Source organism: Pseudoduganella sp. (assembly GCF_041914865.1).
Taxonomy (GTDB): Bacteria; Pseudomonadota; Gammaproteobacteria; order Burkholderiales; family Burkholderiaceae_D; genus Rugamonas.
The window spans coordinates 14,734-39,994 of the sequence record NZ_JAYSCO010000015.1; the positions used below are offsets into that span (position 1 = coordinate 14,734).

Annotated in this window: 28 protein-coding genes; 7 read left to right on the top strand and 21 right to left on the bottom strand. The window is 64.7% G+C overall.

Annotated features, from left to right (window positions below):
* Positions 1–12: 12 nt before the first annotated feature.
* A complete protein-coding gene (locus ACE3TQ_RS09555) occupies positions 13–642 on the bottom strand; it encodes a hypothetical protein (protein ID WP_374581889.1) in 630 nt (209 codons plus the stop codon).
* Positions 643–831: 189 nt separating this feature from the next.
* Here ACE3TQ_RS09555 and ACE3TQ_RS09560 point away from each other — a divergent pair, with 189 nt between their 5' ends.
* The 3 genes from ACE3TQ_RS09560 to ACE3TQ_RS09570 are packed head-to-tail and all read left to right on the top strand — an operon-like array spanning position 832 to position 3,919.
* Positions 832–1,725: an MBL fold metallo-hydrolase gene (locus ACE3TQ_RS09560; RefSeq protein ID WP_374581890.1), complete on the top strand. Its 894-nt coding sequence runs from the start codon at positions 832–834 to the stop codon at positions 1,723–1,725.
* Entirely contained in the window at positions 1,722–3,530 is a 1,809-nt protein-coding gene (locus ACE3TQ_RS09565) for a GspE/PulE family protein (RefSeq protein WP_374581891.1), read from the top strand. Before ACE3TQ_RS09560 ends, ACE3TQ_RS09565 begins: the two co-directional genes overlap by 4 nt.
* Positions 3,527–3,919 (top strand): VOC family protein, encoded by a 393-nt coding sequence (locus ACE3TQ_RS09570; protein WP_374581892.1) that lies wholly within the window; start codon positions 3,527–3,529, stop codon positions 3,917–3,919. Before ACE3TQ_RS09565 ends, ACE3TQ_RS09570 begins: the two co-directional genes overlap by 4 nt.
* Here the strand turns inward: ACE3TQ_RS09570 and ACE3TQ_RS09575 are convergent.
* The 9 genes from ACE3TQ_RS09575 to rpsF all read right to left on the bottom strand — a co-directional run bounded on the left by ACE3TQ_RS09575 (position 3,916) and on the right by rpsF (position 10,218).
* Positions 3,916–4,887 carry a GNAT family N-acetyltransferase gene (locus ACE3TQ_RS09575; protein WP_374581893.1) on the bottom strand — a complete coding sequence of 324 codons (972 nt, stop codon included), beginning with the start codon at positions 4,885–4,887 and terminating at the stop codon, positions 3,916–3,918. The two genes, ACE3TQ_RS09570 and ACE3TQ_RS09575, sit on opposite strands and share 4 nt — an antisense overlap.
* Positions 4,875–5,435 carry a helix-turn-helix domain-containing protein gene (locus ACE3TQ_RS09580; RefSeq protein WP_374581894.1) on the bottom strand — a complete coding sequence of 187 codons (561 nt, stop codon included), beginning with the start codon at positions 5,433–5,435 and terminating at the stop codon, positions 4,875–4,877. Before ACE3TQ_RS09580 ends, ACE3TQ_RS09575 begins: the two co-directional genes overlap by 13 nt.
* Before the next feature lie 69 nt (positions 5,436–5,504).
* Entirely contained in the window at positions 5,505–6,515 is a 1,011-nt protein-coding gene (locus ACE3TQ_RS09585; RefSeq protein ID WP_374581895.1) for an anion permease, read from the bottom strand.
* 18 nt (positions 6,516–6,533) lie between these two features.
* Positions 6,534–7,160: a DUF47 domain-containing protein gene (locus ACE3TQ_RS09590; RefSeq protein ID WP_374581896.1), complete on the bottom strand. Its 627-nt coding sequence runs from the start codon at positions 7,158–7,160 to the stop codon at positions 6,534–6,536.
* A gap of 66 nt (positions 7,161–7,226) precedes the next feature.
* The gene (locus tag ACE3TQ_RS09595; protein WP_374581897.1) at positions 7,227–8,618 is read right to left on the bottom strand and encodes a replicative DNA helicase; all 1,392 of its coding nucleotides are present in this window, start codon (positions 8,616–8,618) and stop codon (positions 7,227–7,229) included.
* A 96-nt stretch (positions 8,619–8,714) separates the two neighbouring features.
* Positions 8,715–9,167, bottom strand: a complete 453-nt coding sequence (rplI, locus tag ACE3TQ_RS09600; RefSeq protein ID WP_374581899.1) for a 50S ribosomal protein L9 — start codon at positions 9,165–9,167, stop codon at positions 8,715–8,717.
* Between the two features lie 34 nt (positions 9,168–9,201).
* Positions 9,202–9,492, bottom strand: a complete 291-nt coding sequence (gene rpsR, locus ACE3TQ_RS09605; RefSeq protein WP_057259638.1) for a 30S ribosomal protein S18 — start codon at positions 9,490–9,492, stop codon at positions 9,202–9,204.
* 32 nt (positions 9,493–9,524) lie between these two features.
* Positions 9,525–9,818, bottom strand: a complete 294-nt coding sequence (gene priB / locus ACE3TQ_RS09610) for a primosomal replication protein N (protein WP_374581963.1) — start codon at positions 9,816–9,818, stop codon at positions 9,525–9,527.
* Between the two features lie 19 nt (positions 9,819–9,837).
* Positions 9,838–10,218, bottom strand: a complete 381-nt coding sequence (gene rpsF / locus ACE3TQ_RS09615; RefSeq protein ID WP_374581901.1) for a 30S ribosomal protein S6 — start codon at positions 10,216–10,218, stop codon at positions 9,838–9,840.
* A gap of 156 nt (positions 10,219–10,374) precedes the next feature.
* Here rpsF and ACE3TQ_RS09620 point away from each other — a divergent pair, with 156 nt between their 5' ends.
* Positions 10,375–11,397, top strand: a complete 1,023-nt coding sequence (locus ACE3TQ_RS09620) for a hypothetical protein (RefSeq protein WP_374581902.1) — start codon at positions 10,375–10,377, stop codon at positions 11,395–11,397.
* Here ACE3TQ_RS09620 and ACE3TQ_RS09625 read toward each other — a convergent pair.
* Positions 11,371–11,841, bottom strand: coding sequence for a hypothetical protein (locus ACE3TQ_RS09625; protein WP_374581903.1), 471 nt, complete (start codon positions 11,839–11,841; stop codon positions 11,371–11,373). The two genes, ACE3TQ_RS09620 and ACE3TQ_RS09625, sit on opposite strands and share 27 nt — an antisense overlap.
* Positions 11,842–11,970: 129 nt before the next feature.
* On the opposite strand from ACE3TQ_RS09625, the gene lexA reads away from it, so the two are divergent.
* The 3 genes from lexA (at position 11,971) to ACE3TQ_RS09640 (ending at position 14,946) form a co-directional block, all read left to right on the top strand.
* Positions 11,971–12,663, top strand: a complete 693-nt coding sequence (gene lexA / locus ACE3TQ_RS09630; protein WP_374581905.1) for a transcriptional repressor LexA — start codon at positions 11,971–11,973, stop codon at positions 12,661–12,663.
* The gene (locus ACE3TQ_RS09635; RefSeq protein WP_374581906.1) at positions 12,663–13,283 is read left to right on the top strand and encodes a glutathione S-transferase family protein; all 621 of its coding nucleotides are present in this window, start codon (positions 12,663–12,665) and stop codon (positions 13,281–13,283) included. Before lexA ends, ACE3TQ_RS09635 begins: the two co-directional genes overlap by 1 nt.
* A gap of 199 nt (positions 13,284–13,482) precedes the next feature.
* Complete coding sequence (locus ACE3TQ_RS09640; protein WP_374581907.1) at positions 13,483–14,946, top strand: hypothetical protein; 1,464 nt, start codon at positions 13,483–13,485, stop codon at positions 14,944–14,946.
* 21 nt (positions 14,947–14,967) lie between these two features.
* Here ACE3TQ_RS09640 and ACE3TQ_RS09645 read toward each other — a convergent pair whose 3' ends face one another.
* The 10 genes from ACE3TQ_RS09645 to truA all read right to left on the bottom strand — a co-directional run bounded on the left by ACE3TQ_RS09645 (position 14,968) and on the right by truA (position 25,220).
* Entirely contained in the window at positions 14,968–16,197 is a 1,230-nt protein-coding gene (locus ACE3TQ_RS09645; RefSeq protein ID WP_374581908.1) for a cystathionine gamma-synthase family protein, read from the bottom strand.
* Positions 16,197–17,723, bottom strand: coding sequence for an amidophosphoribosyltransferase (gene purF / locus ACE3TQ_RS09650; protein ID WP_374581909.1), 1,527 nt, complete (start codon positions 17,721–17,723; stop codon positions 16,197–16,199). Before purF ends, ACE3TQ_RS09645 begins: the two co-directional genes overlap by 1 nt.
* Before the next feature lie 39 nt (positions 17,724–17,762).
* The gene (locus ACE3TQ_RS09655) at positions 17,763–18,251 is read right to left on the bottom strand and encodes a CvpA family protein (RefSeq protein WP_374581910.1); all 489 of its coding nucleotides are present in this window, start codon (positions 18,249–18,251) and stop codon (positions 17,763–17,765) included.
* A 26-nt stretch (positions 18,252–18,277) separates the two neighbouring features.
* Complete coding sequence (locus ACE3TQ_RS09660) at positions 18,278–19,255, bottom strand: SPOR domain-containing protein (protein WP_374581911.1); 978 nt, start codon at positions 19,253–19,255, stop codon at positions 18,278–18,280.
* Positions 19,256–19,278: 23 nt separating this feature from the next.
* Complete coding sequence (gene folC, locus ACE3TQ_RS09665; RefSeq protein ID WP_374581912.1) at positions 19,279–20,568, bottom strand: bifunctional tetrahydrofolate synthase/dihydrofolate synthase; 1,290 nt, start codon at positions 20,566–20,568, stop codon at positions 19,279–19,281.
* A 66-nt stretch (positions 20,569–20,634) separates the two neighbouring features.
* Positions 20,635–21,507 carry an acetyl-CoA carboxylase, carboxyltransferase subunit beta gene (gene accD / locus ACE3TQ_RS09670; protein ID WP_374581913.1) on the bottom strand — a complete coding sequence of 291 codons (873 nt, stop codon included), beginning with the start codon at positions 21,505–21,507 and terminating at the stop codon, positions 20,635–20,637.
* Positions 21,508–21,595: 88 nt separating this feature from the next.
* Positions 21,596–22,399 (bottom strand): tryptophan synthase subunit alpha, encoded by an 804-nt coding sequence (trpA, locus tag ACE3TQ_RS09675; RefSeq protein WP_374581914.1) that lies wholly within the window; start codon positions 22,397–22,399, stop codon positions 21,596–21,598.
* A gap of 89 nt (positions 22,400–22,488) precedes the next feature.
* On the bottom strand, positions 22,489–23,730 hold the full coding sequence (gene trpB, locus ACE3TQ_RS09680) for a tryptophan synthase subunit beta (protein WP_374581915.1): 1,242 nt from the start codon (positions 23,728–23,730) through the stop codon (positions 22,489–22,491).
* Entirely contained in the window at positions 23,714–24,406 is a 693-nt protein-coding gene (locus ACE3TQ_RS09685; protein ID WP_374581916.1) for a phosphoribosylanthranilate isomerase, read from the bottom strand. The genes trpB and ACE3TQ_RS09685 overlap by 17 nt, the downstream gene beginning before the upstream one ends.
* Before the next feature lie 10 nt (positions 24,407–24,416).
* On the bottom strand, positions 24,417–25,220 hold the full coding sequence (gene truA / locus ACE3TQ_RS09690) for a tRNA pseudouridine(38-40) synthase TruA (RefSeq protein ID WP_374581917.1): 804 nt from the start codon (positions 25,218–25,220) through the stop codon (positions 24,417–24,419).
* Positions 25,221–25,261 lie beyond the last annotated feature (41 nt).

Here is a 25,261-nt window from a genome sequence, read left to right on the forward strand (position 1 = left end):
GTCAAGGGCTTTTTACCAGTTAAGGCCGTAGCGCAGCGTCACCCTGTTGCGCGCATCTTCCGGCATCTGGTCGGAGCGCACCACGCGGCCATAGTCGAGCTGCAAACTGGAGTGCTTATCGAGCTGCATGCGCAGCCCTACGCCCAGGCTGCCGACCCGCCCGCTGCGCAGCTGGCCGGCATAATTGCGGTTGTAGCGCACGTAGTTGCGGTCATAGAACAGCAAGGCGCGGCACTTGCGCAGCAGCGAAGCGCACATATTCGGCGCATACAGCTCCACATTGCTGCCGATGCCGCCATCGCGCAGCACATCGCGGTCGCGCATCAGGCGCAGCGAGGTCGAGGCGGAAGGCGCCAGCGCATCCTGCAGGGTCAGGTCGGCCGAGTTGTACTGGGTGTTGACGCTGGCCCGCACCTGCCAGTCGCGCGGCAGCGATTGCGTGAGCGACGCCGCCAGGCGCACTGTGACATTATTGGATCCTGGATTGCCAGGCCAGTCGGTCAGCCGGGTCTGGCTCGCGCTGAGGTCGAATGCGGTGCCTGGCGCTCGCTCCCGCTCCGCTCGCAGCGGGGCGGCGGCCAGGGTTCCACAAGCACAGGCCAGGGTGGCCAATGCCAAAATACGCGGCGCGGGGCTGTTCATCTTCGCACTCCCGGCAATCACTATGCCTAGCTAACGAGCAACTGTTGTTACTCTCAGTTTAGGACGACATAGCCAAAATCACAGCTTTATTTTACTCCCGCGCCCAGCTGCACGGTTGAGTGTTGCGTATTTGGCGCTATCATTGGCATGCTTGGAAGATAGACAACAAAAAATGGGGATTGGGCAACAATGAAATTCAAGTTCTGGGGCGTGCGCGGCTCGATACCGTCGCCCGGCCCGCGTACCGTGCGCTATGGCGGCAACACCACCTGCATTGAAGTCCGCACCGATAACGATACCTTGCTCATCCTCGATGCCGGCACCGGCATCTTCCCGCTGGCGCAAGCGCTTGTGGCGGCGCCGCAACGCCCGATCGAAGCCCATGTCTTCATCACCCACAGCCACTGGGACCATATCCATGGCCTGCCCTTCTTCTCGCCGCTGTTCGTCAAGGACAGCACAGTGTGCCTGTACGGCGCCGCCGATCCGGTGAGCGGCAAGGGCATCGAGCACGTCATGGGCGTGCAGCTGCAGTACAGCTACTTCCCGGTTGGCGAAGCGGAAATGTCGGCCACGCTGTCCGCGCGCACCCTGCAAGTCGGCGAGACGGTCAGCGTCGGCGATGCCACCGTGCGCAACACGGTGATGAGCCACCCGGTCACCAACCTGGGCTACCGCATCGACTGCAACGGCAAGTCGATGTTCTTCTCCGGCGATTACGAGCCGCCCTTCAATATCTACCCGGCAGGCCACCCCATGCATGCCAGCTTGCAGGAAAGCATCGCCAGCCATAGCGCGGCAGTGGACGAACTGATCCGCGGCGTCGACGCCCTGGTCATCGATTGCTCGTACACGCGCGACGAGTACCCCGCCAAAGTGGGCTGGGGCCACGGCACCTTCGACAACGCCATCGCCATGGCCCAGCGCTGCGGCGCGCGCCGCCTGCTGTGCACGCACCACGAACCGACCCGCAGCGACGACGAACTGGAGGCCGTCTTCGCCGACGTGATGGCGCGCCACGCCGCGTCGCTGGGCGGGCTGGAAGTCATGCTCGCCTATGAAGGCCTGGAGGTGGCGCTATGAGCGACGCCGAACTGCAGCTGTACCGCAAACTGCAGGCCGTCAGCACGCGCCTGCACGCCACGCGCGGCCTGGATGGCCTGATGGCCAGCGTGCCGGCCGATTTGTGCCACCTGTTCGATTGCGACCGCTGCCTGCTGTATGTGATGGACCAGGAGAAGGACTACCTGGTGGCGCGCGACAGCCGGGTCGCCGTCACGCCCGCCAGCATCGCCGGCTACGTTGCGGTGACCCAGCAAACCCTGAACCTGGCCGACGTGTACGACGCTGCGCAGCTGCGCGACATTTCGCCGCAGCTGCAATTCCATCCCGGCGTGGACCAGCGCACCGGCTACCGCACGCGCCAGGTGCTGGCCGTGCCGATCGCCGATGCCCAGGGCAAGGAGCTGCTCGGGGTTCTGCAGCTGGTGAATACCCGCAGCGGCGCGCCCTTCACCCAGCTGCAGGTCGAATGCCTGCAGGTGCTGTGCGAATCGCTGGCGGTGGCATTGGCAGCGCGCCAGTCGCCGCGCTTCGCCGCATCCGCCGCGCCGCGCGCCGCAGCCAGCGGCGGCGAGGCCGATGCCGCCGCCGCCCTGGCCGAAAAGATCATCGTCGAAGCCTGCCGACTGGACGCCTCCGACATCCACATCGAACCGCATGCGGCACGCGGCATCAGCGTGCTGCGCCTGCGCCGCGACGGCGCCCTGCAGCCCTATGCCGAAGCGGCGCTCGACATGCACACGGCCCTGGTGGCGCGCCTGAAAACCATGTGCGGCCTGCCTGCCGCAGCCGCCAGCCACCCGGTGCAGGGCAAGCTGCTGTTCCGCGAGTTCAGCCAGCTGGACGTGGAGCTGCGCGCCACCTTCATCCCGTCCGCCGGCGGCATGGAGGACGTGGTGCTGCACCTGCTCAGCAGCGGCGCGCCGCTGCCGCTCGAACGCCTCGGCATGCAGGCCGCGCTGCAGGACCGCCTGCGCGCCGCCATCGACACCTCGCACGGCCTGTTCCTGCTGTGCGGTCCGGCCGGCTCGGGCCGCACCACCGCCCTGCACTCGCTGCTGCTGCAGCTGGAACGCCCGGACGCCAAGACCTGGACCATCGAAGAACCGGTGGAAATCACGCAGCCCGGCGCGCGCCAGGTGGCGGTGCAGCGCGAAGCGGGCATGGACTTCGCCGCCGCCCTGCGCGCCGTGCTGCAGGCCGACCCCGACCAGGTGGCCATCGGCGATATGCGCGACAGCGAGAGCGCGCTGCTGGCCGTCGAAGCGGCGCTCAGCGGCCGTATGGTGCTGGGCGCCCTGCCCACCGGCAGCGCCAGCGACAGCGTCAGCCGCCTGCACGAAATGGGCTGCGAGCGCTTCGCCCTGGCCGACGCCCTGCTCGGCGTGCTGGCCCTGCGCCTGGCCAAGCGCCTGTGCGAGCACTGCAAACTGGCGTACCAGCCGGGCGAAGCGGAACTGCAGCTGCTGCTGGCCGAATACGTCGAGGAGCTGCAGAAGACCGACGCCTACCGCGCCGAATCGCGCGCCACCCAGCTGCGCATCGTCAGCGGCTGGCGCGAACGCTTCGGCGATGCGCGCGGCCACTTCACCTTGTACCGGCCGGTCGGCTGCAAGGAATGCAGCAAGGGCTACAAGGGCCGCATCGGCCTGCATGAACTGCTGGTGCCGGGCGAGCGCACGCGCCAGCTGGTGCGCGAGCGCGCCCCGGCGCCGCAGCTGCGCAACGCCGCGCTGGCGGAAGGCATGCAGACCCTGAAGATGGACGGCATCGAGAAAATCCTGGCCGGCCTGACCGACGTTAAAGCCGTGCGGGCCGCGCTGTGATTTCGCACGTCTTCCTCGGCGTCGGCGAATTCGGCGCCGCCTACCGCTTCCACGCCGCCGTCATGGCGGCGCTGGGCCACGCGCAGCGCTTCCGCGACGACAGCAAGCCCTGGGCCGCCTGGCAGCCGGCCGGCGGCGGCCGCCCCCTGTTCATCATCGGCCATCCCTTCGACGGCGCAGCAGCCAGCGCCGGCAACGGCCAGATGACCGCCCTGCTGGCGCCCACGCGCGCCGCCGTCGACGCGGCCCACGCCGCGGCGCTGGCCAACGGCGGCCGCTGCGAAGGCGCGCCGGGCCTGCGCCCGCACTACCACGCCAACTACTACGGCGCCTACTTCCGCGACCCGGACGGCAACAAGCTGGCCGTCTGCTGCCACGATCCGGCCTAAAGCAGCTTTTCGAAGCAGGCCGCCGCCGGGTTGCCGGCGTAGCGGCCGAAATTGTCGATGCGGCGGTAGCCGTGCGCCAGGTAGAACCGCACGGCGCGCGTATTCACCAGGCGCGTTTCCAGCCGCAGCGCGCGGTAGCCGATGCGGCGCGCCTCCGCCTCCAGCCAGGCCAGCAGCGCGCTGCCCACGCCCTGGCTGCCGGGCCGCGCATACATGCGCTTGACTTCGGCCACGCCGCCCTCCCCCGCCGCCAGCGGCCGCAAGGCGCCGCAGCCGAGCGCGCGGCCCTGCGCATCGCGCGCCAGGGCGAAGCGGCCGGCGGCGCTGCGCACGTCGGCCGCGCTGAACTGGGTGCGCCCGCTGTCGCCGGTGATGGCCTGCAGCGTGTCGTCCAGCTCCGCCAGCAGCGCCCGCGCGTCCGGCTCGTCCGGATCGGCCGCCGCCACCCGCGGCAGCAGCTTGTACATGAAGGTGGTCGCGCCCAGGCGCCCGTCCGGCATGGTGGCGAACTGCGGGATCTCGCCGCAGCGCTGGTAGCCCAGCTTCAGGTACATGCGCTCGGCCGGCTCGCCGCTGCAGGTGTCCAGCACCAGCAGGGTGCGGCCCAAGGCGCATGCCAGCGCCTCCGCATGCGCCAGCAGGGCCTGCGCCAGGCCTTGCCGCCGTGCGCGCGGGTGCACCAGCATCTTCGACAGCTCGGCGCGGTGGCGCCCGTTCGGCATGCCGGCCAGCACCAGCTGCAAGGTGCCGGCCAGGGCGCCGCTGCCATCGCGCAGCACGAACAGGCGCCGCTCGCCGCGCGCCACGCCGCCCTCCAGCCCGAGCCAGAAGGCCAGCGCCTCCGCCTGCGGGCATGGCAGCTCAAAGCCCACGCTGGCGCCGCCCAGCACGCAGGCGCGCAGGATATCGGCCAGTTCGCCGGCGTGCGCGCGCAGGCCGGCCGCGTCCAGTTCTTCTACGGTTCGCATAGCGTGATCAGGTAATGGGCCGCATCCGGGCCGGGACAGGAAAAGCGCGTCGCGCCGTACAGGTGGAAGCGCAGGCAGTCGCCCGCCTGCAGGCGGTGGGTGGCGCCATCCACCGTGTAATCGAGCACGCCGGACAGCATCCACATATGCTGCTCGAGGCCGCGCACCGGCGGCTGGGCATAGTCGATCACGGCGCCCGGCGGCAGGCGCCCTTCCACCAGCTCGGCCGCGAAGCCGCGCGCCGGCGGCGACACCATGCGCCGCACGAAACCGGTAGCCGGATCGTGCCACTCGGCCTGCTCGGCGCGGCGGATCAGCTGCACCGGCGCCGCCTCCACTTCCGCGATCAGGCGCGACATCGGCATGCCGTACACCGCGCACAGCTTGCCCAGCATCTCGGCCGTCGGGCTGGTTTCGCCGCGCTCCAGGCGCGACAGCGTGGCCCGGCTGATGCCGCTGTGCGTGGCCAGTTCTTCCAGCGACAGCGCGCGTTCTTCGCGCAAGGCCGCCAGGCGCCGCACCAGGCGGTCTTCGAATGAATTTCCCATAATTGGGAATATATCCCAATTATGGGATGCGCGCCACGAAAAAAAACCCGGCCGCAGCCGGGTTCCGTATTACATGATGTGCTTGCCAACCCACCAGGCCACCGCCGCCACGAAGGCCGACGCCGGGATGGTGAAGATCCAGGCCCACACGATATTGCCCGCCACACCCCAGCGCACGGCCGACATTTTCTGCGCCGAGCCGACGCCGACGATGGCGCCGGTAATGGTGTGGGTGGTCGAGACCGGCACGCCCCAGAAGGACGCCATCAGCAGGGTGATCGCACCGCCGGTTTCGGCGCAGAAGCCGCCCACCGGTTTCAGCTTGGTGATCTTCTGGCCCATGGTCTTGACGATACGCCAGCCGCCGAACAGCGTGCCGAAGGCAATCGCGCCATAGCAGGAGATGATGACCCAGTCAGGCGGCGCCTTGGCGTCCGCCGCCACGTGGCCGGAAGCGATCAGCAGCATCCAGATGATGCCCATGGTCTTTTGCGCGTCGTTGCCGCCGTGGCCCAGCGAGTAGCCGGCCGCGGAAGCCAGCTGCAGGCGGCGGAACCAGGTGTCGACCTTGCGCGGCGTCGATTTGACGAACACCCAGGAGACGATCAGCATGATCAGCGAACCAAGCACAAAGCCCAGCAGCGGCGCCACCACGATGAAGGTGACGGTCTTGATCAGGCCGCCGGAGATCAGCGCGCCGGTACCCGACTTGGCCACCGCCGCGCCTACCAGGCCGCCGATCAGGGCGTGCGAGGACGAGGACGGGATGCCGTAGTACCAGGTGATCACGTTCCAGACGATGGCCCCGACCAGCGCCCCGAAGATCACGTAATGGTCGATCACCGAAGGCTCGATGGTGCCTTTGCCGATGGTGGTTGCCACCTTCAGGCCGACCACGAAAATCGCGATGAAGTTGAAGAAGGCGGCCATCGCCACTGCGGTCTGCGGTTTCAGCACGCCGGTGGAAACCACCGTGGCGATCGCATTCGCGGCATCGTGGAAGCCGTTCATGAAGTCGAAGATCAGGGCGAGGCCGACCAGTGCGAACAGCGCCCAGAAGCTAATTTCGATATGGCTCATGAAATTGTCTTTTTTTAGTTATGCGTTTTCGACGATGATGCCTTCGATGATGTTGGCAACATCTTCGCAGCGGTCGGTGACAGTTTCCAGGATTTCGTAGATAGCTTTCATCTTGATCAGGTTGCGCACGTCCGGCTCGTCGCGGAACAGCTTGGACATGGCGGCGCGCATCACGTGGTCGGCGTCCGATTCCAGGCGGTCGATCTCTTCGCAGATGCCGACGATGGCGGAGGCGTTGTCCATGTTCGACAGCATGGCCACGGCGGCTTTCACCTTCTCGCAGCAGGCCAGTACCAGTTCAGCCAGGCGCTTGGCTTCCGGGGTCACGGAGTGCAGGTCGTACAGCGACACGGTCTGGGCTGCGTCTTCCATCAGGTCCAGGATGTCGTCCATCTTGGTGATCAGCTTGTGGATGTCGTCGCGGTCCAGCGGAGTGATGAAAGTCTTGTGCAGCAGGTCGACGGCGGTGTAGGTGATCTTGTCGGCTTCCTTCTCGATGCTTTCGATCGCGTGCACGCGGTTTTCCAGGTCGTCGAAGTTGGTCATCAGGCCCAGCATTTCTTTGGCGCCCTTCACGCACAGTTCGGCGTGCTGGTTAAACATGTCAAAGAATTTGCCCTCGGTGGGCATCAAGCGTCCAAACATTTTTGTTCTCCGTTGGTTGATTCGTAGATACTGCAGCAAGGCCACCCAGCGTGGCCAGCCTGGTAATCAGTCGCCTTGGTAGATCGACAGGTTACCGGTGTAATTGCCAAACTTGGTATACGCACCGATCCAGGTCAGGCGCACCGCGCCGATTGGACCGTTACGCTGCTTGCCGATAATGATCTCGGCGGTGCCTTTATCCGGCGAGTCGGGGTTATAGACTTCGTCGCGATACAGGAAAATGATCACGTCCGCGTCCTGCTCGATAGCGCCGGATTCGCGCAGGTCGGACATGACGGGACGTTTGTTGGGGCGTTGTTCCAGCGAGCGGTTCAGCTGGGACAGGGCAATGACAGGGCAATGCAGCTCTTTGGCCAGGCCCTTGAGCGAGCGCGAAATCTCGGAAATTTCGGCCGAGCGGTTGTCGCCCGGCTGGCTGCCCTGCATCAGCTGCAGGTAGTCGACCACGATCAGGCCCAGCTTGCCGCACTGGCGCGCCAGGCGGCGCGCGCGGGCGCGCATCTCGATCGGGTTCAGGGCCGGGGTCTCGTCGATATAGACCTGGGCATCGTTCATTTTCTGGATGGCGTGCGTCAGGCGCGGCCAATCCTCGTCGATCAGTTTACCGGTCCGCAGGCGGTGCTGGTCCAGCAGGCCGACCGAACCGAGCATACGCATGGCCAGCTGCACGCCGCCCATCTCCATCGAGAACACGGCCACCGGCAGGCCGGCTTCCACCGCCACGTTCTCCGCGATATTCATGGAGAAGGCGGTCTTGCCCATCGATGGACGGCCGGCCACCACCACCATATCGCCCGGCTGCAGGCCGGAGGTCATCTTGTCCAGGTCGGTCCAGCCGGTCGGCACGCCGGTGATTTCGGAGCTCGAATCGCGCGAATACAGCTCGTCGATGCGCTCCACCACCTGGGTCAGCAGCGGCTGCACCGGCAGCCAGCCCGCCGCGCCACGGGCGCCGGCTTCGGCGATGGCGAAGATCTTCGCCTCGGCCTCGTCCAGGATCTGCTTGACTTCCTTGCCCTGCGGGTTGAAGGCGTTGCCCGACACCTCGTCGGCCACGGTGATCAGCTTGCGCAGCACGCCGCGGTCGCGCACGATTTCCGCGTAACGGCGGATATTCGCGGCCGAGGGCGTGTTCTGCGCCATGGCGTTCAGGTAGGCCATGCCGCCCACCTCTTCCGCCTTGCCCAGCATGTTCAGCGCCTCCGACACGGTCACCACGTCGGCCGGCTTGCCCGAGTTAATCAGGCGGATCATCTGCTCGAAGATGATGCGGTGGTCGTAGCGGTAAAAGTCCTCCGCCCGCATGAAGTCCGCAATACGGTCCCACGCCGCGTTATCGCGCAACAAACCACCGATAACAGATTGCTCTGCCTCGATCGAGTGCGGCGGGATGCGGAGGGAATCGACTTGTGGGTCGGACTGGGGTGCGGCGTTCATGGCGCGCATTATACCTGCTTCGGCAGGGTCGGAATAATCCCTGGAAATAAAAAAAGCCGGGAGAACCCGGCTTTTTTGCTGTATTTACGACGCTGATTAAGCAGCTTCGCCAACCACAGCCACGGTCACTTCAGCCACCACGTCGGTGTGCAGGGACACGGCCACTGGGAACTCGCCCACGGTCTTCAGCGGACCGGTTGGCAGGCGCACAGCAGCTTTTTCCACTGCGAAGCCGGCTTTGGTCAGGGCTTCAGCGATGTCGAAGTTGGTCACGGAACCGAACAGGCGGCCGTCAACGCCGGCTTTCTGCGATACGGTCACGGTCATGCCGTTCAGCTTTTCGCCTTGGGCTTGGGCAGCGGCCAGCTTGGCGGCAGCAGCTTTTTCCAGTTCGGCGCGCTTGGCTTCGAATTCAGCCACGGCAGCAGCGGTAGCGCGGCGTGCCAGTTTCTGAGGGATCAGGAAGTTACGGGCGTAGCCGTCTTTCACTTTCACCACGTCGCCCAGGTTGCCGACGTTGATAACTTTTTCCAGCAGGATGATTTGCATAGTTTTCTCCAGGTACTTAGATCTGAGCCGCTAATTAAGCGTGGTGCAGATCGGTGTATGGCAGCAGGGCCAGGTAGCGGGCGCGCTTGATCGCGGTGTCAACTTGGCGCTGGTAGTGCGCCTTGGTGCCGGTCAGGCGTGCTGGCATGATCTTGCCGTTTTCCTGGATGAAATCTTTCAGGGTATCTACGTCTTTGTAGTCCACTTGCTCAACGCCAGCGGCGGTGAAGCGGCAGAACTTCTTGCGCTTGAACAGAGGGTTTTGTTGCTTGCGCTTTTCTTTCAGCTTGAGCTTGTTTTTGTCGAACTTTTTACCGAATGCCATTTTTGGCTCCTGTATCTAAAAAAGTGCGCTGTTTAGACAGCACGAAAATCAATGATGTGAAACACCAGGGTTCTGCTATTGCGGTTCTTCTTGGCCAGGAAACCGGTGAATTCGTACAAACCGCCGAGGCGCGCCTGACTGAATCGTCTTGAAAGCTCGCCTGCCGCAACGGCAGGGATTTCAAACTCGGTCAATCGGGCGATACCTGCCTCTGTCTGCTGCGAACTGTGCTGCAAGCTTGCATTCACAATCGGCAGGCCGGCCGGGGTGTAACGTATTTCATCCCGTTCGGCGATCAGGGCGGTAACCCGGAGCTGGTTGTACAGACCGTCTCCTGTTCAGGAATCAGGCCGCTGCAGGAGCTGCTGGGGCTTCGGCGCGATGGCTCTTGGCCGCGTCTTCACGCTGAACCGACTTCATCATCGGGGAAGGAGCGGTTTCCGCTTTCTTCATCTTGACGGTCAGGTGACGCAGCACGGCATCATTGAATTTGAATGCGGTTTCCAGTTCGACCAGGGTCTCGTTGTCGCACTCGATGTTCATGCAGATGTAGTGTGCCTTGGCCAGTTTCTGGATCGAGTAAGCCATTTGACGGCGGCCCCAATCTTCTACGCGGTGCACGTTACCGCCGCGCGAGGTCACGCTGGCTTTGTAACGTTCGATCATCGCGGGCACTTGCTCGCTTTGGTCCGGGTGGACGATAAATACGATTTCGTAGTGACGCATTAATAACTCCCTTAAGGACTGTGAATATAGCCCACCCCGGCGTCAAGACGGGTGTGGGAAGAGGTAAGCCCGCAAATATAGCAGGTTTTGCCGGCCAGCTCAAGCTTTACTGACGCCGCGCAAACCGCCGCGCCGCCGCCGCTGGCATGCTAAGCCATGGACCACCCCGACCGCGCCTGGAAACTGCTTCTGCAGCGCCACCTGCCCACGGTGCTGGCGCGCCTGTTCCCGGCGCTCCACGCCCTGATCGACTGGGGCGAACAATATTACCTTCCAGACAAGTGCCTGCTGCCCCGGAGCGCCGACAGCCACAGCGGCGAACGCGAGCCCGACTTCGTGGCCATTGTGACGCTGCGCGACGGCAGCCAGGCATGCCTGCATTGTGAAATCCAATGCTCCCGGCAGGCACGATTCCCCGCGCGCGTGGCGCAATACCATGCGCGCCTGGTCGACCGCTTCGGCATGCCGGTCATCAGCCTCGCCATCCTGGGCGACCCCAGCCCGGGCTGGCGGCCCTACTCGAGCGACGACCATTGCGGCATGGCGTTCCAGTTCCAGATTGCGAAGTTGCTCGACTATCGCGCCGCGCTCAGCGATTTGCGCCGCACGTTCGATCCGGTATCGATCGCCATCGCCGCACACCTGATTGCCCTGGCGACCCGCCGCAACCCAGGCCGGCGCTGCGCCGACAAGCTCCAATTGATGCTTCCCCTGTATGCCTTGCGGGGAAAATTAAAGGAACTTACCGAGATACAGGAGGTCTTAGACTGGTTGTTGCCGCTACCGCCCGCCTGGCAAAGGAGATTCACCATGGACGTCGATAACTTTCTTGAAGACCACAAGAAGTGGGATAAAAACAGCCTCAACTACGCAATTGCCGAACACTTCATCCAGCAAGGTATCAAACAAGGTATCGAGCAAGGCATCGAGCAAGGCATGAAGCATGGCTTCCCGAAAGGTGAAGCGATGGGCAAAGCCAAGGGCGAAGCCATAGGATTGGCAAAAGGCCAGGCGCAGACCCTCAAACTTCAGCTGGAAGTGAAATTCGGCCCGCCCGGCAAGAACGTGCTGCGCGCCATTGATCGCGCCAACGCCGCCCAGCTCGAGCGCCTGGCAATCGCTTTGCTCGACGCGGAATCGGCCGCCGAAGCCTTACGCGCCGCGGGCCTGCGCGTCTGATGCCCCTGCCGCATCGGCCAGCCCCGGGTGCCGGGCCGAGCGCAAAATGCCCACCAGGAACCCAAGCCCGGCCGCGAACCAGACCACCGACGCCACCACATCAAACGCCAGCAAGCGATCCGGGAATTTGTACAAATAAGGCAACACCAGCAAGCCGCGCAGCAGGCACACCGCCGCCACCGTCCCCTGCACCATCTGCGCGAACGGCAGCCAGCGCAGGTAGCCGGCACCGGCCAGCCCGTACAGCGCACAGACCAGCATCAGCAAGCCGATCACCAGCGCGCCCGCCGGCGCCAGCAAGCCGCCGGCCTGGGCCGACGCCACGACTTTGGGCGGCGCCTGCAGGAAGGCATACCAGTCAGGCCCCAGCAATGGCGCCACAAAATGGATCAAGGCGCCGAACAAACAGATCCCCGCCGCCAGCAAGAAAGCACACCGTCCCATCCCGCCCTCCATTGGTTGTCGAATCGACATTAAGCCGAAATTTTTCTGCGTGTGCAACAAATTGCTTGCAATTCGTTTCATACTGTACAAAAATACAGACTGTCTATATTCACAGTTCACCATAGCGCCATGATCAAGCTCACAGCACGCCAAGAAGAAATCCTCAACCTGATCAAGGATGCGATCGAAAACACCGGCTTCCCGCCGACCCGCGCCGAGATTGCGGCAGAGCTGGGCTTCAAATCGGCCAATGCGGCCGAGGAGCACCTGAAAGCGCTGCAGCGCAAGGGCGCGATTGAAATCACCGCCGGCACCTCGCGCGGTATCCGCCTGACCGGCAATTTCGGCGGCACCGCCACCGGCACCGGCGCCGCCAGCGCGCCGGCCCCGCGCGCCAAGGTCGAATTCGACGACATGCCGGCGGTCCCCGCCGGCATGCTGGTCAGCCTGCCCCTGATTGGCCGCGTCGCCGCCGGTTCGCCCATCCTGGCCCAGGAAAACCTGGAAACCACCTACAGCGTCGACCCCAACCTGTTCTCCGCCAAACCGGACTTCCTGCTGAAAGTGCGCGGCGAATCGATGCGCGACATCGGCATCATGGACGGCGACCTGCTGGCCGTGAAAAAGACCGATACCGCCCGCAACGGCCAGGTCGTGGTCGCCCGCATCGGCAACGACGTCACCGTGAAGACCTACCGCAAGACCGGCAGCACCATCGAACTGCTGCCGGAAAACCCCGACTTCAAGGTCATCACCGTCACCCCGGAAGACGACTTCGCCCTGGAAGGCCTGGCCGTCGGCCTGATGCGGACCTGGCACTGATGCTGACGCTGTACGGCAGCGCCGAATCCGGCCACACCTACAAGGTGCGGCTGATGCTCGAAGTGGCAGCGCTGCCGTACGACTACCAGGAGATCGATTTACGCCTCGAGCGCGCCGCGCGCCCGGAACCCTTCCGCAGCCTCGCCCGCTATGGCGAAGTGCCCCTGCTGGTGCATGACGGCCAGCCCTACGTCCAATCGAACGCCATCCTCCTGCACCTGGCGCAGCACACGCAAGCCTTTGGCGCGGAAACGCCGCAGCGCCTGGCGCGCAGCCGCGAATGGCTGTTCTGGGAAGCCAACCGCATCGGCACCTCCCTGCCCCACCTGCGCTTCGGCCAGCGCTTCGACCCGCAAGGCTACCCGCCCGGCGTGCTGGAATGGATGCGCGCCCGCTTCACGGCCGACATCGCCCGCCTCGATGACGAGCTGGCCGACGGCCGCGCCTTCCTGCTGGGCGATGCGCCCAGCGTGGCCGACTTCGCGCTATGCGGCTACATGTTCTGGCCGGAACAGGCCAGCGTCAGCTACCCGCCGCACGTGGCGGCATGGCTCGAGCGCATCCGCAGCTTGCCGGGCTGGCGCCATCCTTACGACATGCCCGGCGTGGTGCCGTTTTAACCCTCCCGCCCCTGGCTTTTTGCAGCCCGTCGCCATCGCCTGCGGCGCGCACGGCCCCGAAAACCGCTGTGGAAAAAGCGCTACGCTAAACCCGCAGCCTGTTCCGCGATTCCTGCATTTCGTCGCAGGCATGTTCCCCGCATGGCTGCTTGCAACATAAAGTTACACAACATACCGATAACACCCACGGGGAGACCAGATGTTCAAACCTTTATGCATCGCCGCGGCGCTGCTGGCAGCGCAGTCCGCGTCCGCTTTCGACCAGCAGGCCAACCACTACCGCCTCAGCATCGACAAGGATGCGCGGCGCGCCCACGTCGAAGCCGACGTCTGGGTCGAGGGCCGCGAGCTCGTGCTGTTCAACGTCATGCCGATTCCGCAGTTGAAGAACGGCCAGGCCGACCTGATCGAAAAGCTGGCCGTGCGCGATATGGCCGGCAACGCCGTCCAGCTGCATGACAAAGGCGAAGGCGAATATGAGGTCGATGGCGACCGCCGCCTGCGCCTGTCCTACGACATCCGCCTGGAGCACGACAAATACCAGTGGCCGGGCGGGAATGAAGAAGTGTCTTACCACACCGACGAAGGCCTGATGGCGGTTGGCTACCCGCTGTTCATCGTGCCCGGCGTGGCGATGCACGGCCAGACCGAAGTCGCCTTCGACCTGCCCGCCGGCTGGAAGGCCAACACGCCATGGCGCAGCGGCGGCAAGCCCGGCGTCTTCATCGCGGAGTCGCGCCGCGAGCTGGTCAACAACGCCCTGTTCTTCGGCACCGCGCGCGCCGAAACCTTCAAAACCGGCGGCGTCGAAATGACGCTGGTGATGGGCAAGCAGTACTGGAAACGGCGCGAAGCCTTCATCTCGATGATCGACAAGCAGATGAACAGCTACCAGAAACTGTACGGCCGCGGCCCGGTGGCGCAACGCTTCCTGGTCGTGATCAACCAGGGCGACAGCGGCGACGGCGGCGCCTTCTCCGGCTCATTCAGCCAATACCTGAAAGACGACGGCAGCGAGGTGTCGCGCCCGGTCTGGGGCAAGGTAATGGCGCACGAACTGGCCCACTTCTGGGACGGCCACTCGCTGGTGCCGAAAAATGAAAGCGAGGAATGGTTCAAGGAAGGCGTGAACGACTACGTCACCGTCATCACCATGGCGCGCAACAAGCTGCTCGACCGCGGCATGCTGATCCAGCAGCTGGAAAACCTCGCACGCGGCCAGAACGTCGCCCGCAATGTCCAGGGCCTGACCGTCACCGTGCGCGAAGCGGTGAAGGACAAACACCGCAACTGGCTGCTGGTCTACGGCGGCGGCACGATTGCCGGCCTGGCGATGGATGTCGAACTGCGCAAGGCCAGCAAGGGCAAGGTCAGCCTGGATACCCTGCTGAAAGAGATGTACAAGGAATTCGGCCACAAGGGCAAGGCCTACGACCAGGCCGACATTGTCCGCATCGGCAAGGCGATCAGCGGCGTCGACCTCGACCCGCTGCTTAACAACATCGTCGCCACCAGCAAAGCGCCCGACCTGGCGCCCCTGTTCCGCGATATCGGCCTGCGCCTGGAACAATTCGGCATGCTGGAAACCTACCTGCTGCGCGACCCAGCCGCGACAGCCGAACAGAAGGCGCGCTTCCGCGCCATCTTCGGCCAGCCATATTGATCACGGCTGGGCAATAGTGGGTCAGTCGAGGGCGTTGCGGAAATCGGCGATCAGGTCGGCCGTGTCCTCGATACCGACCGAAACGCGGATCAGCGAATCGGCGATGCCCATTGAGGCACGGCGCTCGGGTCCCATCTCGTAGAAGATGGTGTGCGACACCGGGATTACCAGGGTGCGCGTGTCGCCCAGGTTGGAGGTCGGGATCGCCAGCTTCAGCTTGTTCAGGTAGTCGAAGCAGTCGATGCCGTCCTTCAGTTCAAAGCTCAGCAGCGAGCCGAAGTCCTTGAACAGTTCCGCCGCGATGCCATGCTGCGGGTGCGACTTCAGGCCGGGGTAGTAGACCGCAGCCACGCGCTCGTCCGCCTCCAGCATCTCGGCCAGGGCGCGCGCGTTGGCGCAGGTGCGTTCCATGCGCAGCGCCAGCGTTTCCGCACCGACGGCGATGTGGTGCGCTGCTTCCGGCCCGAGCGAGGCGCCAAAGTCGCGCAGCGCCTTGGCGCGGATCTGCACCAGGCCCCATTGCGCCGGCGCGTTTTTCTTGTAGTTCTCGAAGATGTTCGGGAACCTGGTCCAGTCGTAGGCGCCGGTATCGGTCAGCGCGCCGCCCAGCGCATTGCCATGGCCGCCGATCGACTTGGTCAGCGCATTCACCACCAGGCCCGCGCCCACGTCCTTCGGGCGGAACAGGTAGGGCGAGGTCATGGTGTTATCCACGATGTACAGGATGCCGCGCTCGGCGCACAGCTGGCCGATGCGCTTCAGGTCCGCGATCTGGGTGCGCGGGTTGGCGATGGTTTCGACGAATACCATGCGCGTTTCCGGCTTCAGCGCGGCCGCCACGTTGGCGACGTCGGTGGCGTCGACGAAATCGACGCCCACGCCCTGCCCGGCCACGGTCTGCCACAGCGAATTGGTGTTCCCGAACAGGAACGACGACGACACGACATGGTCGCCGGCCCGCAGCAGCGCCTGGAACACGGCGCCGATGGCGCCCATGCCGGTGGCGAAGCAGATCGTGCCGACGCCCTGCTCCATCTTGCTGACCTTGTCCTCCAGCGCGGCAACCGTCGGGTTGCCTTGGCGGCCGTAGCGGAAGCCCGGCTCCTTGCCTTGGAACACCGACGCCAGCTGGCGCGCGTCGGCATAGCCGAACGTCACCGAAGTGTGGATCGGCTTGTGCAGCGAGCCGTGTTCGATGCCCTTCTGGCGGTCGTTGTGCAGGATGGTGGTCGTGAAGCCGTAGTTCTTCATCAGGATTCCGTATTGGCGGTGTTCAGGTTCAGCTGGGTGCGCGCCGCGTCTTCCGCGACCTTGGCCTTTTTCGGGTTGTGGCGCGCCTGCTCGATGCGGTCCAGGTACTCGGCCGACACGTCGCCGGTGATGTACTTGCCGTCGAAGCAGGAGGCTTCAAACTCGGTCAGCGCCGGGTTCACGTCGGCGATGGCCTTCTTCAGGTCTTCCAGGTCCTGGTAGACCAGCGCATCGGCGGTGATTTCCTTGCACACTTCTTCCACGGTGCGGCCGTGGGCGATCAGCTCGTCGCGCGTCGGCATGTCGATGCCGTACACGTTCGGGTACAGCACCGGCGGCGCGGCGGATGCGAAGATCACTTTCTTGGCGCCGCCTTCGCGCGCCATCTGCACGATCTCGCGCGAGGTGGTGCCGCGCACGATGGAGTCGTCCACCAGCAGCACGACCTTGTCCTTGAACTCGTCGCCGATGGCGTTCAGCTTCTGGCGCACCGATTTCTTGCGCATGGCCTGGCCCGGCATGATGAAGGTGCGGCCGATGTAGCGGTTCTTGATGAAGCCTTCGCGGTAATCCACGCCCAGGCGCATCGCCAGCTGGATCGCGGCCGGACGCGAGGAATCGGGGATCGGCATCACGACGTCGATATCGTCGGCCAGGCCTTCGCGCTTGATCTTGTCGGCCAGGTACTCGCCCATCTTCAGGCGGGTGTTGTACACGGAGGCGCCGTCGATCACGGAGTCAGGACGCGCCAGGTAGACGTATTCGAACACGCATGGGTTCAGCTTCGGCGCGTCGGCGCACACCTGCGCGTGCAGCTTGTTGTCCATGTCGATGAAGATGGCTTCGCCCGGCAGCACGTCGCGCACGAAGCGGAAACCCATGCCTTCCAGCGCCACCGACTCGGAGGCCACCATGTATTCCACGCCTTCCGGCGTCTCGTTGATGCCCAGGCACAGCGGGCGGATGCCGAACGGGTCGCGGAAGGCCAGCATGCCGCTGCCGGCAATCTGCGCCACCGCCGCGTAGCCGCCGCGCACGCGCTTGATCAGCACCGTCACGGCCTGGAAGATATTGGCCGGGGTCAGGGTGACGTCGGTCGAGGCCTTCTGGATCTCGTGCGCCAGCACGTTCAGCAGCACTTCCGAATCGGAATCGGTGTTGATGTGGCGGCGGTCGTTCCGGAACATCTCGTCCTTGAGCTGTTCCCAGTTGGTCAGGTTGCCGTTGTGCGCCAGGGTGATGCCGAACGGCGCGTTGACGTAGAACGGCTGCGCTTCTTCCTCGCTGGACGAGCCGGCGGTCGGGTAGCGGCAGTGGCCGATACCGGAAGTGCCGTTCAGCGAACGCATGTTACGGGTGCGGAACACGTCGCGCACCAGGCCGTTGGCCTTGTGCATGGAGAACGTGTTGCTCTGGTTGGTTGCGATGCCTGCCGCATCCTGGCCGCGGTGCTGCAACAGCAGCAGCGCGTCATACAGCATCTGGTTGACTGGTTGGTGGGATACGACGCCGACGATGCCACACATGGTGTGCTCCTAAACTTGGTACTGCGGATTTAAAGAATGCTAAAAATGGACATGCCGCGCCATCGCGTCGGGCAGGAAGGGTTTCACCGTTCGCACGCCGGATTCCGCCACGGGACTCAACAGCGCATTTCTCCAGAAATCCTGCTGCGGGATGGAAGTCATCCCGCACAATATGACGCCGGCCAGCACGATCACAATACCCCGGCCGAGGCCGAACAGGCCTCCCAGGCCGCGGTCGGCCAGCGTCAGGCCGCCGGCGGTGACCAGCGCATCGACCGCCATGGCCAGCAGGGCCATGAGGATGCGCACACCGATGAACAGGGCAATGAAAGCAACGATCAGGCGCACCACATCGCCGGGGATCGCCTCCGGCAGCATGCCGGCCAGGGCGGCGCTGTAGGCGTTGGCGACGACGAAGGCGACGATCCAGCCGGCCAGCGACAGGATCTCCTTGACCAGGCCGCGCATGGTACTGATGACGATGGAGGCGATCAGCACGAATATCACGAGGTAATCGAAAATCGTCACGTCAGCACAGCCTCAAATCGTCGTTCTCAGGCCGGGGTCAGGCTACCGTTCAAGCCCAGCTTGCCCAGCTTGGCTTTGACCTTTTCGGCTTCTTCCTTGTTCGGGAAGGGACCGACCCGCACGCTGGTCAGTTCGCCGTTGGCGGTGCTGACTTTCTGCGCATAGGACTTGATGCCGGCTTCGCCCAGCTTGCGCTGCAGCTCGTCCACTTTGTCCTTGGCGGCGAAGGCGCCGACCTTGATCACATATTTGGTGGCCGGCGCGGCGTCGGCCGCCTTGCCCTCCAGGATGGCCATGGCGCGCGCCTCGTCGGTATGGGCGGGCTTGGCGTCCGGTTTGCTTTCCTTTTTCGGCTCGGGCTTGGGCTCGGTGTGCTTGGGCTCCGGCTTGGCGACCTTCGGCTCGGCCGCTTTCGCTTCCGCCGCTTTTGGCGGCTTGGCAGGTTCCGTCACGGCCGGCTTGCTCGGCACGTGGACAATCTCTTCGCCCTTGTCCAGCGCAGCGCCGGTGGCGACCGGCGCCACGCTCCGCGCGGAAGGTGCCGCAGCCGGTGCCGGCGCCGGTGCAGCCGGCGTGGCCGGCCTGGCGGCCGGTGCTTCCACCGGCGCCGGTGCGGCCGGCTGCTCGATGGCAGGCGCCGGCGCGGCGGCCGGGCCGCCATTCAGCGGCTCGCCCGGCTTGTCCTTGGACGGCATATTGATGGCGATATCGGCCACCGACGATTTCGGTTCGGAGTCAAGCAGCATCGGCAGGCCGATGGCCACGGCCAGTGCCAGCGCAATGGCGCCCACCAGGCGGCGGCGCGCGCGTTTTTTCTCGGGAAGTACCGGATCGGCGGCATCCTTGCGGTTGCTGCGCCGCGCGCCGGCGTCGGCGCCTGCGCTGGAGGCGCGTTTGGAACGGGCTTTATCGCTCAGGGAGCGGTCGTCCTGGGCGCGGTAGTAGCCGCTGTCTTCACCAGCGGCATCTTGCTTGTCTTTGCCAAATTTCGATAACAAGCCCATGCGTGCTCTTCTCAGTCGAGTGCTTAGTGGAGTGAGGATTTTTTCGCCGCCATGACACCGGCGACGGTCAGGAATGATCCAAAGACCACAATTCTATCATTCTCGCCCGCCCGGCTCATCGCATTTGCGAATGCCGCGCCCGGATCGTCGAAAATATTGGCAGTTTTTTCATCCATTTTCGGCTCGATCGCCTGCACCTTGGCCGCCAGCTCGGACGCCGTGGCCGCGCGCGGCGACGGCAGGTTGGCCAGGCACCAGTGGTCGACGCACGGCGCCATGGCCGCGATCACGCCATCGATGTCCTTGTCGTGCATGGAGCCGAATACCGCGTAGGTGTACGGCGCGAAACCCATATTGCCCACGTTCTGCGCCAGGGCGGCCGCCGCGTGCGGGTTGTGCGCCACGTCGTAGATCACGGTCGGGCGGCCCGGCAGCACCTGGAAGCGGCCCGGCAGCTCGACGGTCACCAGGCCGGTGCGCGCATCCTGCGCGCCGACCGGCAATTGCATCTTCAGCGCCTCCAGCGCCGCCAGCGCCGCGCAGGCGTTCAGCAGCTGGTTGGCGCCGCGCAGGCCGGGGTAAGCCAGCGAATTGCGGCGCATCGAACGGCCGCCGTAATTCCACTGCTGCTTGTCGCCCGCGTAGTTGAAGTCGCGCCCCATCAGCCACAAGTCGGCGCCAATCTCGGTGGCGTGGTCGATCAGCGACTGCGGCGGCACCGGGTCGCTGCAGATGGCCGCTTTGCCGGTGCGGAAAATGCCGGCCTTCTCAAAGCCGATCTGCTCGCGCGTGCCGCCCAGGTAGTCGACGTGGTCGATGTCGACGCTGGTCACGATCGACACGTCGGCATCGATCACATTAACCGCATCCAGGCGGCCGCCCAGGCCCACTTCCAGGATCGCCACATCGAGCTCCACCTGGGTCATCAGGTGCATGATGGCCAGGGTCGTGAATTCGAAATAAGTCAGCGAAATATCGCCCCGCGCCTGCTCCACGAAATTAAAACTCGCCACCAGCAGCTCGTCGCTGGCCATGTCGCCGTTGATGCGCGCCCGCTCATTGAAGTGCAGGAAATGCGGCTTGATGTACAGGCCGACGCGGTAGCCCGCCTGCAGCAGGATCGATTCCAGCATGGCGCAGGTCGACCCCTTGCCATTGGTGCCCGCCACCATGATGACCGGGCACTTGAAAGCCAGCGCCATGCGTTCCTTGACGGCGCGCACGCGGTCCAGGCCCATGTTGATGACGGTTTCGGCATGGCGCGACTCGATCAGCGCAAGCCATTCAGGGAGGGTATTCGGGAGTTGGGACATATCGCCAGGGAGGGATTTTTGGGCGCGCAGCGCAGGAGGCTGCGCGCGCCGGGTGAAACGTAAAGCTTAGGCCAGCACTTCGACGGCCTGGTTCTGCATCAGGGCCAGCAGGCGCGCGATTTCCTCGCGCATCTGGCGGCGGTCCACGATCATGTCGATCGCGCCCTTGGTCAGCAGGAACTCGGAACGCTGGAAGCCTTCCGGCAGCTTCTCGCGCACGGTGTTTTCGATCACGCGCGGGCCGGCGAAGCCGATCAGGGCCTTCGGCTCGGCCATCACCACGTCGCCCATGAAGGCGAACGAGGCCGACACGCCGCCCATGGTCGGGTCGGTCAGCACGGAAATGAACGGCAGCTTCTTCTCGGCCAGCTTGGTCAGCATGGCGGTGGTTTTCGCCATCTGCATCAGCGACAGCAGGCCTTCCTGCATGCGCGCGCCGCCGGTGGCGGTAATGCAGATGAACGGCACCTTCTGCTCGAGCGCCACCTGGGCCGCGCGGGCGAAACGCTCGCCCACCACGGAACCCATGGAGCCGCCCATGAATTCGAATTCGAAGCACGCCACCACCACCGGCAGGCTCATGATCGAGCCGCCCATGGCGATCAGGGCGTCGGTTTCACCGGTCGCTTCCATTGCCTGCTTCAGGCGGTCCGGATACTTCTTGCTGTCCTTGAACTTCAGCGTGTCGACCGGCAGGGTTTCCTGGCCAATTTCATAACGGCCGCCGGCGTCCAGCAGCGCGTCCAGGCGCTCGCGGGCGCGGATACGCATGTGGTGGTCGCACTTCGGGCAGACATGCAGGTTCGACTCAAGGTCGGTACGGTACAGCACAGCCTCGCAGGATGGGCATTTGACCCACAGGCCTTCAGGCATTGTCTTGCGAGCGGCAGCTTCCGAGCGCTGGATACGCGGCGGCAGCAATTTTTCCAACCAGCTCATAATTTCTCCTCTTGCACTAACTTAGGCCCGAAGTGTAGCCGTTTCTGCCTGCTCTGTCGAACAAAACAGGCAGAAAATTGCTTACAGATCAACGATTTTCGTCCAGTGCAGAGCGGATGCCGGAAACGAACGAACGTACGTATTTTGCCGCCTCGGCCGGGGCATGCGCCTCGATTTCCTGGATGATACGGCTGCCGATCACCACCGCATCGGCCACGCTGGCCACCGCGCGCGCGGTGTGCGCATCGCGGATGCCGAAACCGACGCCCAGCGGCAGCTGGACGTGCTTGCGGATCAGGTCCAGGCGGCGCGCCACGTCTTCCGTGTCGATATGGCCGGCGCCGGTCACGCCCTTCAGCGAGACGTAGTAGGTGAAACCGCTGCCCACGCGCGCCACCTGCTGCACGCGCTGCTCGGTCGAGGTGGGGGCCAGCAGGAAGATCAGGTCCTGCCCTGCCGCGCGCATCCTGGCGGCGAATTCCTCGCACTCTTCCGGCGGGTAGTCGACCACGATGGCACCGTCGGCGCCGGCGGCGCTGCTGGCGTCGATGTAGGCATCCACGCCCAGGCGTTCGATCGGGTTGGCGTAGCCCATCAGGATGACGGGCGTGCTGCTGTTGGTCTTGCGGAATTCGCGCACATAGTCGAAACAGTGGCGGATGCCGACGCCGTTGGCCAGGGCGCGCTCGCAGGCGCGCTGGATGACGGGGCCTTCGGCCATCGGGTCGGAGAACGGTACGCCGAGCTCAAGGATGTCGGCGCCGCCTTCCACCAGGGCGTGCATCAGTTCCACCGTGCGGCCAGGTTCCGGGTCGCCTGCGGTGATGAAGGTGACCAGGGCTTTCTTGTTTTGCGCTTTCAGGGCGGCGAAGGTTGCTGCGATACGGGTCATTTGCTTTCCTTTTTTAAACCGGTAAACCGGGGTCAAACCCAAGGGCCTGACCCCTGGTACGCGGCGGTCGCGGGCCAGGGTTCCTGGTGTTAGAACTGCAGGCCGGCGCGCTGGGCGACGGTGTGCATGTCCTTGTCGCCGCGGCCCGACAGGTTGGCCAGGATGATCTTGTCCTTCGGCAGGGTGGCCGCCAGCTTGGCCGCATAGGCCAGGGCGTGCGACGACTCCAGCGCCGGGATGATGCCCTCGATATGGCAGCAGTCGTGGAACGCCTTCAGCGCCTCGTCGTCGGTGATCGACTCGTAGCGCGCGCGCCCGGAATCCTTCAGGTAGGAGTGCTCCGGCCCCACGCCCGGATAATCCAGGCCGGCCGACACGGAATGGGTTTCGATGATCTGCCCGCCGTCGTCCTGCAGCAGGTAGGTGCGGTTGCCGTGCAGGACGCCCGGGTAGCCGGCCGTCAGCGACGCCGCATGCTTGCCGGTGTCCAGCCCCTCCCCTGCCGCCTCCACGCCCACCAGCGCCGTCGCGGCCTGGTCGATGTAGGGGTAGAAGATGCCCATCGCGTTCGAACCGCCGCCGATGCAGGCCACTACATAATCGGGCTGGCGCCCGGTCATCTCCGGCATCTGCTGCAGGCACTCCTCGCCGATCACGGACTGGAAGTCGCGCACCATCATCGGGTACGGGTGCGGGCCCGCCACCGTGCCGATAATGTAGAAGGTATTTTCAATATTGGTGACCCAGTCGCGCATCGCCTCGTTCAGCGCGTCCTTCAGGGTCTTGGAGCCCGACTCCACCGGCACCACCGTGGCGCCCAGCAGCTTCATGCGGTACACGTTCTGCGCCTGGCGCTTCACGTCCTCGCTGCCCATATACACCACGCATTCGAGGCCGAAGCGGGCGCAGATGGTGGCGGTGGCCACGCCGTGCTGGCCGGCGCCGGTTTCGGCGATGATGCGCGGCTTGCCCATGCGCTTGGCCAGCAGCGCCTGGCCGATCACGTTGTTGATCTTGTGCGCGCCGGTGTGGTTCAGGTCTTCGCGCTTGAAGTAGATTTGCGCGCCGCCCAGCTGCTGCGACCAGCGCTTGGCGTGGTACACGGGCGACGGACGGCCGACGAAGTGCTTCAGCTCATAGCGGAACTCTTCGAGGAACAGCTCATCCTTGCTGTACTTGGCATAGGCTTCGCGCAGCTCGGCCAGCGCGTAGCTCAGGGTTTCGGCGACAAAGGAGCCGCCATACGGGCCGAAATGGCCGGTGGCGTCGGGCAGGTGGTAGGACGAAGCGTGGAACAGGTGCGCTGGTGGCGCATCAAGCGGGGTTTTCATGGTGCGGTTCTTTCTCTAGGGAGGCATCTGCAGCCCGCACACCGCGGATGAAGTCCGCGATCAGGCGAGCATCTTTGATACCCTTGGCGCGCTCGACGCCACTAGAGACGTCAACCGCGTAAGGGCGAACGCTGGCCACTGCGCCAGTCACATTTTGCACGCTCAAGCCACCACTCAAAACGGCCCGATGCGCGAGTTCTTTTGGGATGAGGGACCAATCGAAAACCTTTCCTGCGCCGCCATATGCATCCACGAAGGTATCGAGCAGGAGGCCCGAGAACAAGCCACTGGATGCGCGGCAAAGTCGCTCATATTCTAGCAGCTCAGCGCCGCTTGTGTCTGTTTTGACACGGAAAACACGCACAAAAGCCCGCCCCGCCGCTTTTGCCGCCGCCGCGCATTCCTCGGCTGTTTCATCGCCATGGAACTGCAGCAGCGATACCGGCGCCACCGCCACCGTGGCCGCCACTTGCTCCGCGCCATGGTTGACGAACAGGCCGACCGGCGTGACGAACGGCGGCAACAGCGCAATCAGCTCGGCGGCGCGCTGCGGCGTGACATAGCGCGGGCTTTTTTCGTAGAACACAAAGCCCACCGCATCGGCGCCCGCCGCGACAGCGGCCAGGACGTCTTCTTCGCGGGTCAGGCCGCAGATCTTGATGCGGGTACGGGACATGGGCTTTCCTTCAGAAGGCAGGCAGGATGCTGGGCTCTTCGTACGGCAAGCCCCATTTGGCGTCGTATTCGATGCGCGACAGGTACAGGCCGTCCGGCATGAAGGTCGGCGCCGCCTTGGTGCGGTCCTTCCCGGCCAGCAGCTCGCCCATCCAGCCGGTGCTTTCGCGCCCCTGGCCGACGTAGACCAGCGAGCCGACCAGGTTGCGCACCATGTGGTGCAGGAAGGCGTTGGCGCGCAGCGTGAACAGGATCATGTCGCCGTGGCGCTCGATCTCGATCATCTGCATCTCCTTGACCGGCGTCTTGGCCTGGCACATGGAGGCGCGGAAGGCGGTGAAGTCGTGCGTGCCGATCAGCGGCTTGACCGCCTCGCGCATGCGCTCCACGTCCAGCTTCCAGTGGGTGAAGCCGGCGCGCCCGGCCAGCAGCGGCGAACGCACCTGATGGTTGTACAGCAGGTAGTGGTAGGTGCGCGAGCGCGCGCTGAAACGCGAATGGAACTCCTGCTCCGGGGTCGGCGCCTCCGGCAGGTAGCGCGCCCAGCGCACGCCGATCGACTCGGGCAGGAAGGCATTGATGCCGCGCACCCAGGCGTGTTCGGCGCGATCGAGCTCGGTGTCGAAGTGCACCACCTGGTTCAGCGCATGCACGCCGGCGTCGGTGCGGCCGGCGCAGGTGGTGCCCAGCTTGACGCAGGCGAAGCGCTCGATGGCCTCCTCCAGCTTGTTCTGCACGGTCTGGCCGTGCGGCTGGATCTGGTAGCCAAGCCAGTCGGCGCCGTTGTACTGGACTCCTAATGCGATGCGTTTCAAAATAAAAAATGCCCGGTCAGTTTGATCTGTGACCGGGCATT

Excerpts from the sequence above, each read along its gene's own strand:
- ACE3TQ_RS09590 (WP_374581896.1), bottom strand. The coding sequence starts at position 7,160 with ATGTTTGGACGCTTGATGCCCACCGAGGGCAAATTCTTTGACATGTTT.
- ACE3TQ_RS09565 (WP_374581891.1), top strand. The coding sequence starts at position 1,722 with ATGAGCGACGCCGAACTGCAGCTGTACCGCAAACTGCAGGCCGTCAGC.
- accD (WP_374581913.1), bottom strand. The coding sequence starts at position 21,507 with ATGAGCTGGTTGGAAAAATTGCTGCCGCCGCGTATCCAGCGCTCGGAA.
- trpB (WP_374581915.1), bottom strand. The coding sequence starts at position 23,730 with ATGAAAACCCCGCTTGATGCGCCACCAGCGCACCTGTTCCACGCTTCG.
- ACE3TQ_RS09575 (WP_374581893.1), bottom strand. The coding sequence starts at position 4,887 with ATGCGAACCGTAGAAGAACTGGACGCGGCCGGCCTGCGCGCGCACGCC.
- ACE3TQ_RS09685 (WP_374581916.1), bottom strand. The coding sequence starts at position 24,406 with ATGTCCCGTACCCGCATCAAGATCTGCGGCCTGACCCGCGAAGAAGAC.
- rpsR (WP_057259638.1), bottom strand. The coding sequence starts at position 9,492 with ATGGCATTCGGTAAAAAGTTCGACAAAAACAAGCTCAAGCTGAAAGAA.
- ACE3TQ_RS09660 (WP_374581911.1), bottom strand. The coding sequence starts at position 19,255 with ATGGGCTTGTTATCGAAATTTGGCAAAGACAAGCAAGATGCCGCTGGT.
- ACE3TQ_RS09585 (WP_374581895.1), bottom strand. The coding sequence starts at position 6,515 with ATGAGCCATATCGAAATTAGCTTCTGGGCGCTGTTCGCACTGGTCGGC.
- rplI (WP_374581899.1), bottom strand. The coding sequence starts at position 9,167 with ATGCAAATCATCCTGCTGGAAAAAGTTATCAACGTCGGCAACCTGGGC.
- lexA (WP_374581905.1), top strand. The coding sequence starts at position 11,971 with ATGATCAAGCTCACAGCACGCCAAGAAGAAATCCTCAACCTGATCAAG.
- trpA (WP_374581914.1), bottom strand. The coding sequence starts at position 22,399 with ATGACCCGTATCGCAGCAACCTTCGCCGCCCTGAAAGCGCAAAACAAG.
- ACE3TQ_RS09595 (WP_374581897.1), bottom strand. The coding sequence starts at position 8,618 with ATGAACGCCGCACCCCAGTCCGACCCACAAGTCGATTCCCTCCGCATC.
- ACE3TQ_RS09640 (WP_374581907.1), top strand. The coding sequence starts at position 13,483 with ATGTTCAAACCTTTATGCATCGCCGCGGCGCTGCTGGCAGCGCAGTCC.
- ACE3TQ_RS09560 (WP_374581890.1), top strand. The coding sequence starts at position 832 with ATGAAATTCAAGTTCTGGGGCGTGCGCGGCTCGATACCGTCGCCCGGC.
- purF (WP_374581909.1), bottom strand. The coding sequence starts at position 17,723 with ATGTGTGGCATCGTCGGCGTCGTATCCCACCAACCAGTCAACCAGATG.
- ACE3TQ_RS09645 (WP_374581908.1), bottom strand. The coding sequence starts at position 16,197 with ATGAAGAACTACGGCTTCACGACCACCATCCTGCACAACGACCGCCAG.
- folC (WP_374581912.1), bottom strand. The coding sequence starts at position 20,568 with ATGTCCCAACTCCCGAATACCCTCCCTGAATGGCTTGCGCTGATCGAG.
- ACE3TQ_RS09555 (WP_374581889.1), bottom strand. The coding sequence starts at position 642 with ATGAACAGCCCCGCGCCGCGTATTTTGGCATTGGCCACCCTGGCCTGT.
- ACE3TQ_RS09620 (WP_374581902.1), top strand. The coding sequence starts at position 10,375 with ATGGACCACCCCGACCGCGCCTGGAAACTGCTTCTGCAGCGCCACCTG.
- rpsF (WP_374581901.1), bottom strand. The coding sequence starts at position 10,218 with ATGCGTCACTACGAAATCGTATTTATCGTCCACCCGGACCAAAGCGAG.
- ACE3TQ_RS09580 (WP_374581894.1), bottom strand. The coding sequence starts at position 5,435 with ATGGGAAATTCATTCGAAGACCGCCTGGTGCGGCGCCTGGCGGCCTTG.
- ACE3TQ_RS09635 (WP_374581906.1), top strand. The coding sequence starts at position 12,663 with ATGCTGACGCTGTACGGCAGCGCCGAATCCGGCCACACCTACAAGGTG.
- ACE3TQ_RS09625 (WP_374581903.1), bottom strand. The coding sequence starts at position 11,841 with ATGGGACGGTGTGCTTTCTTGCTGGCGGCGGGGATCTGTTTGTTCGGC.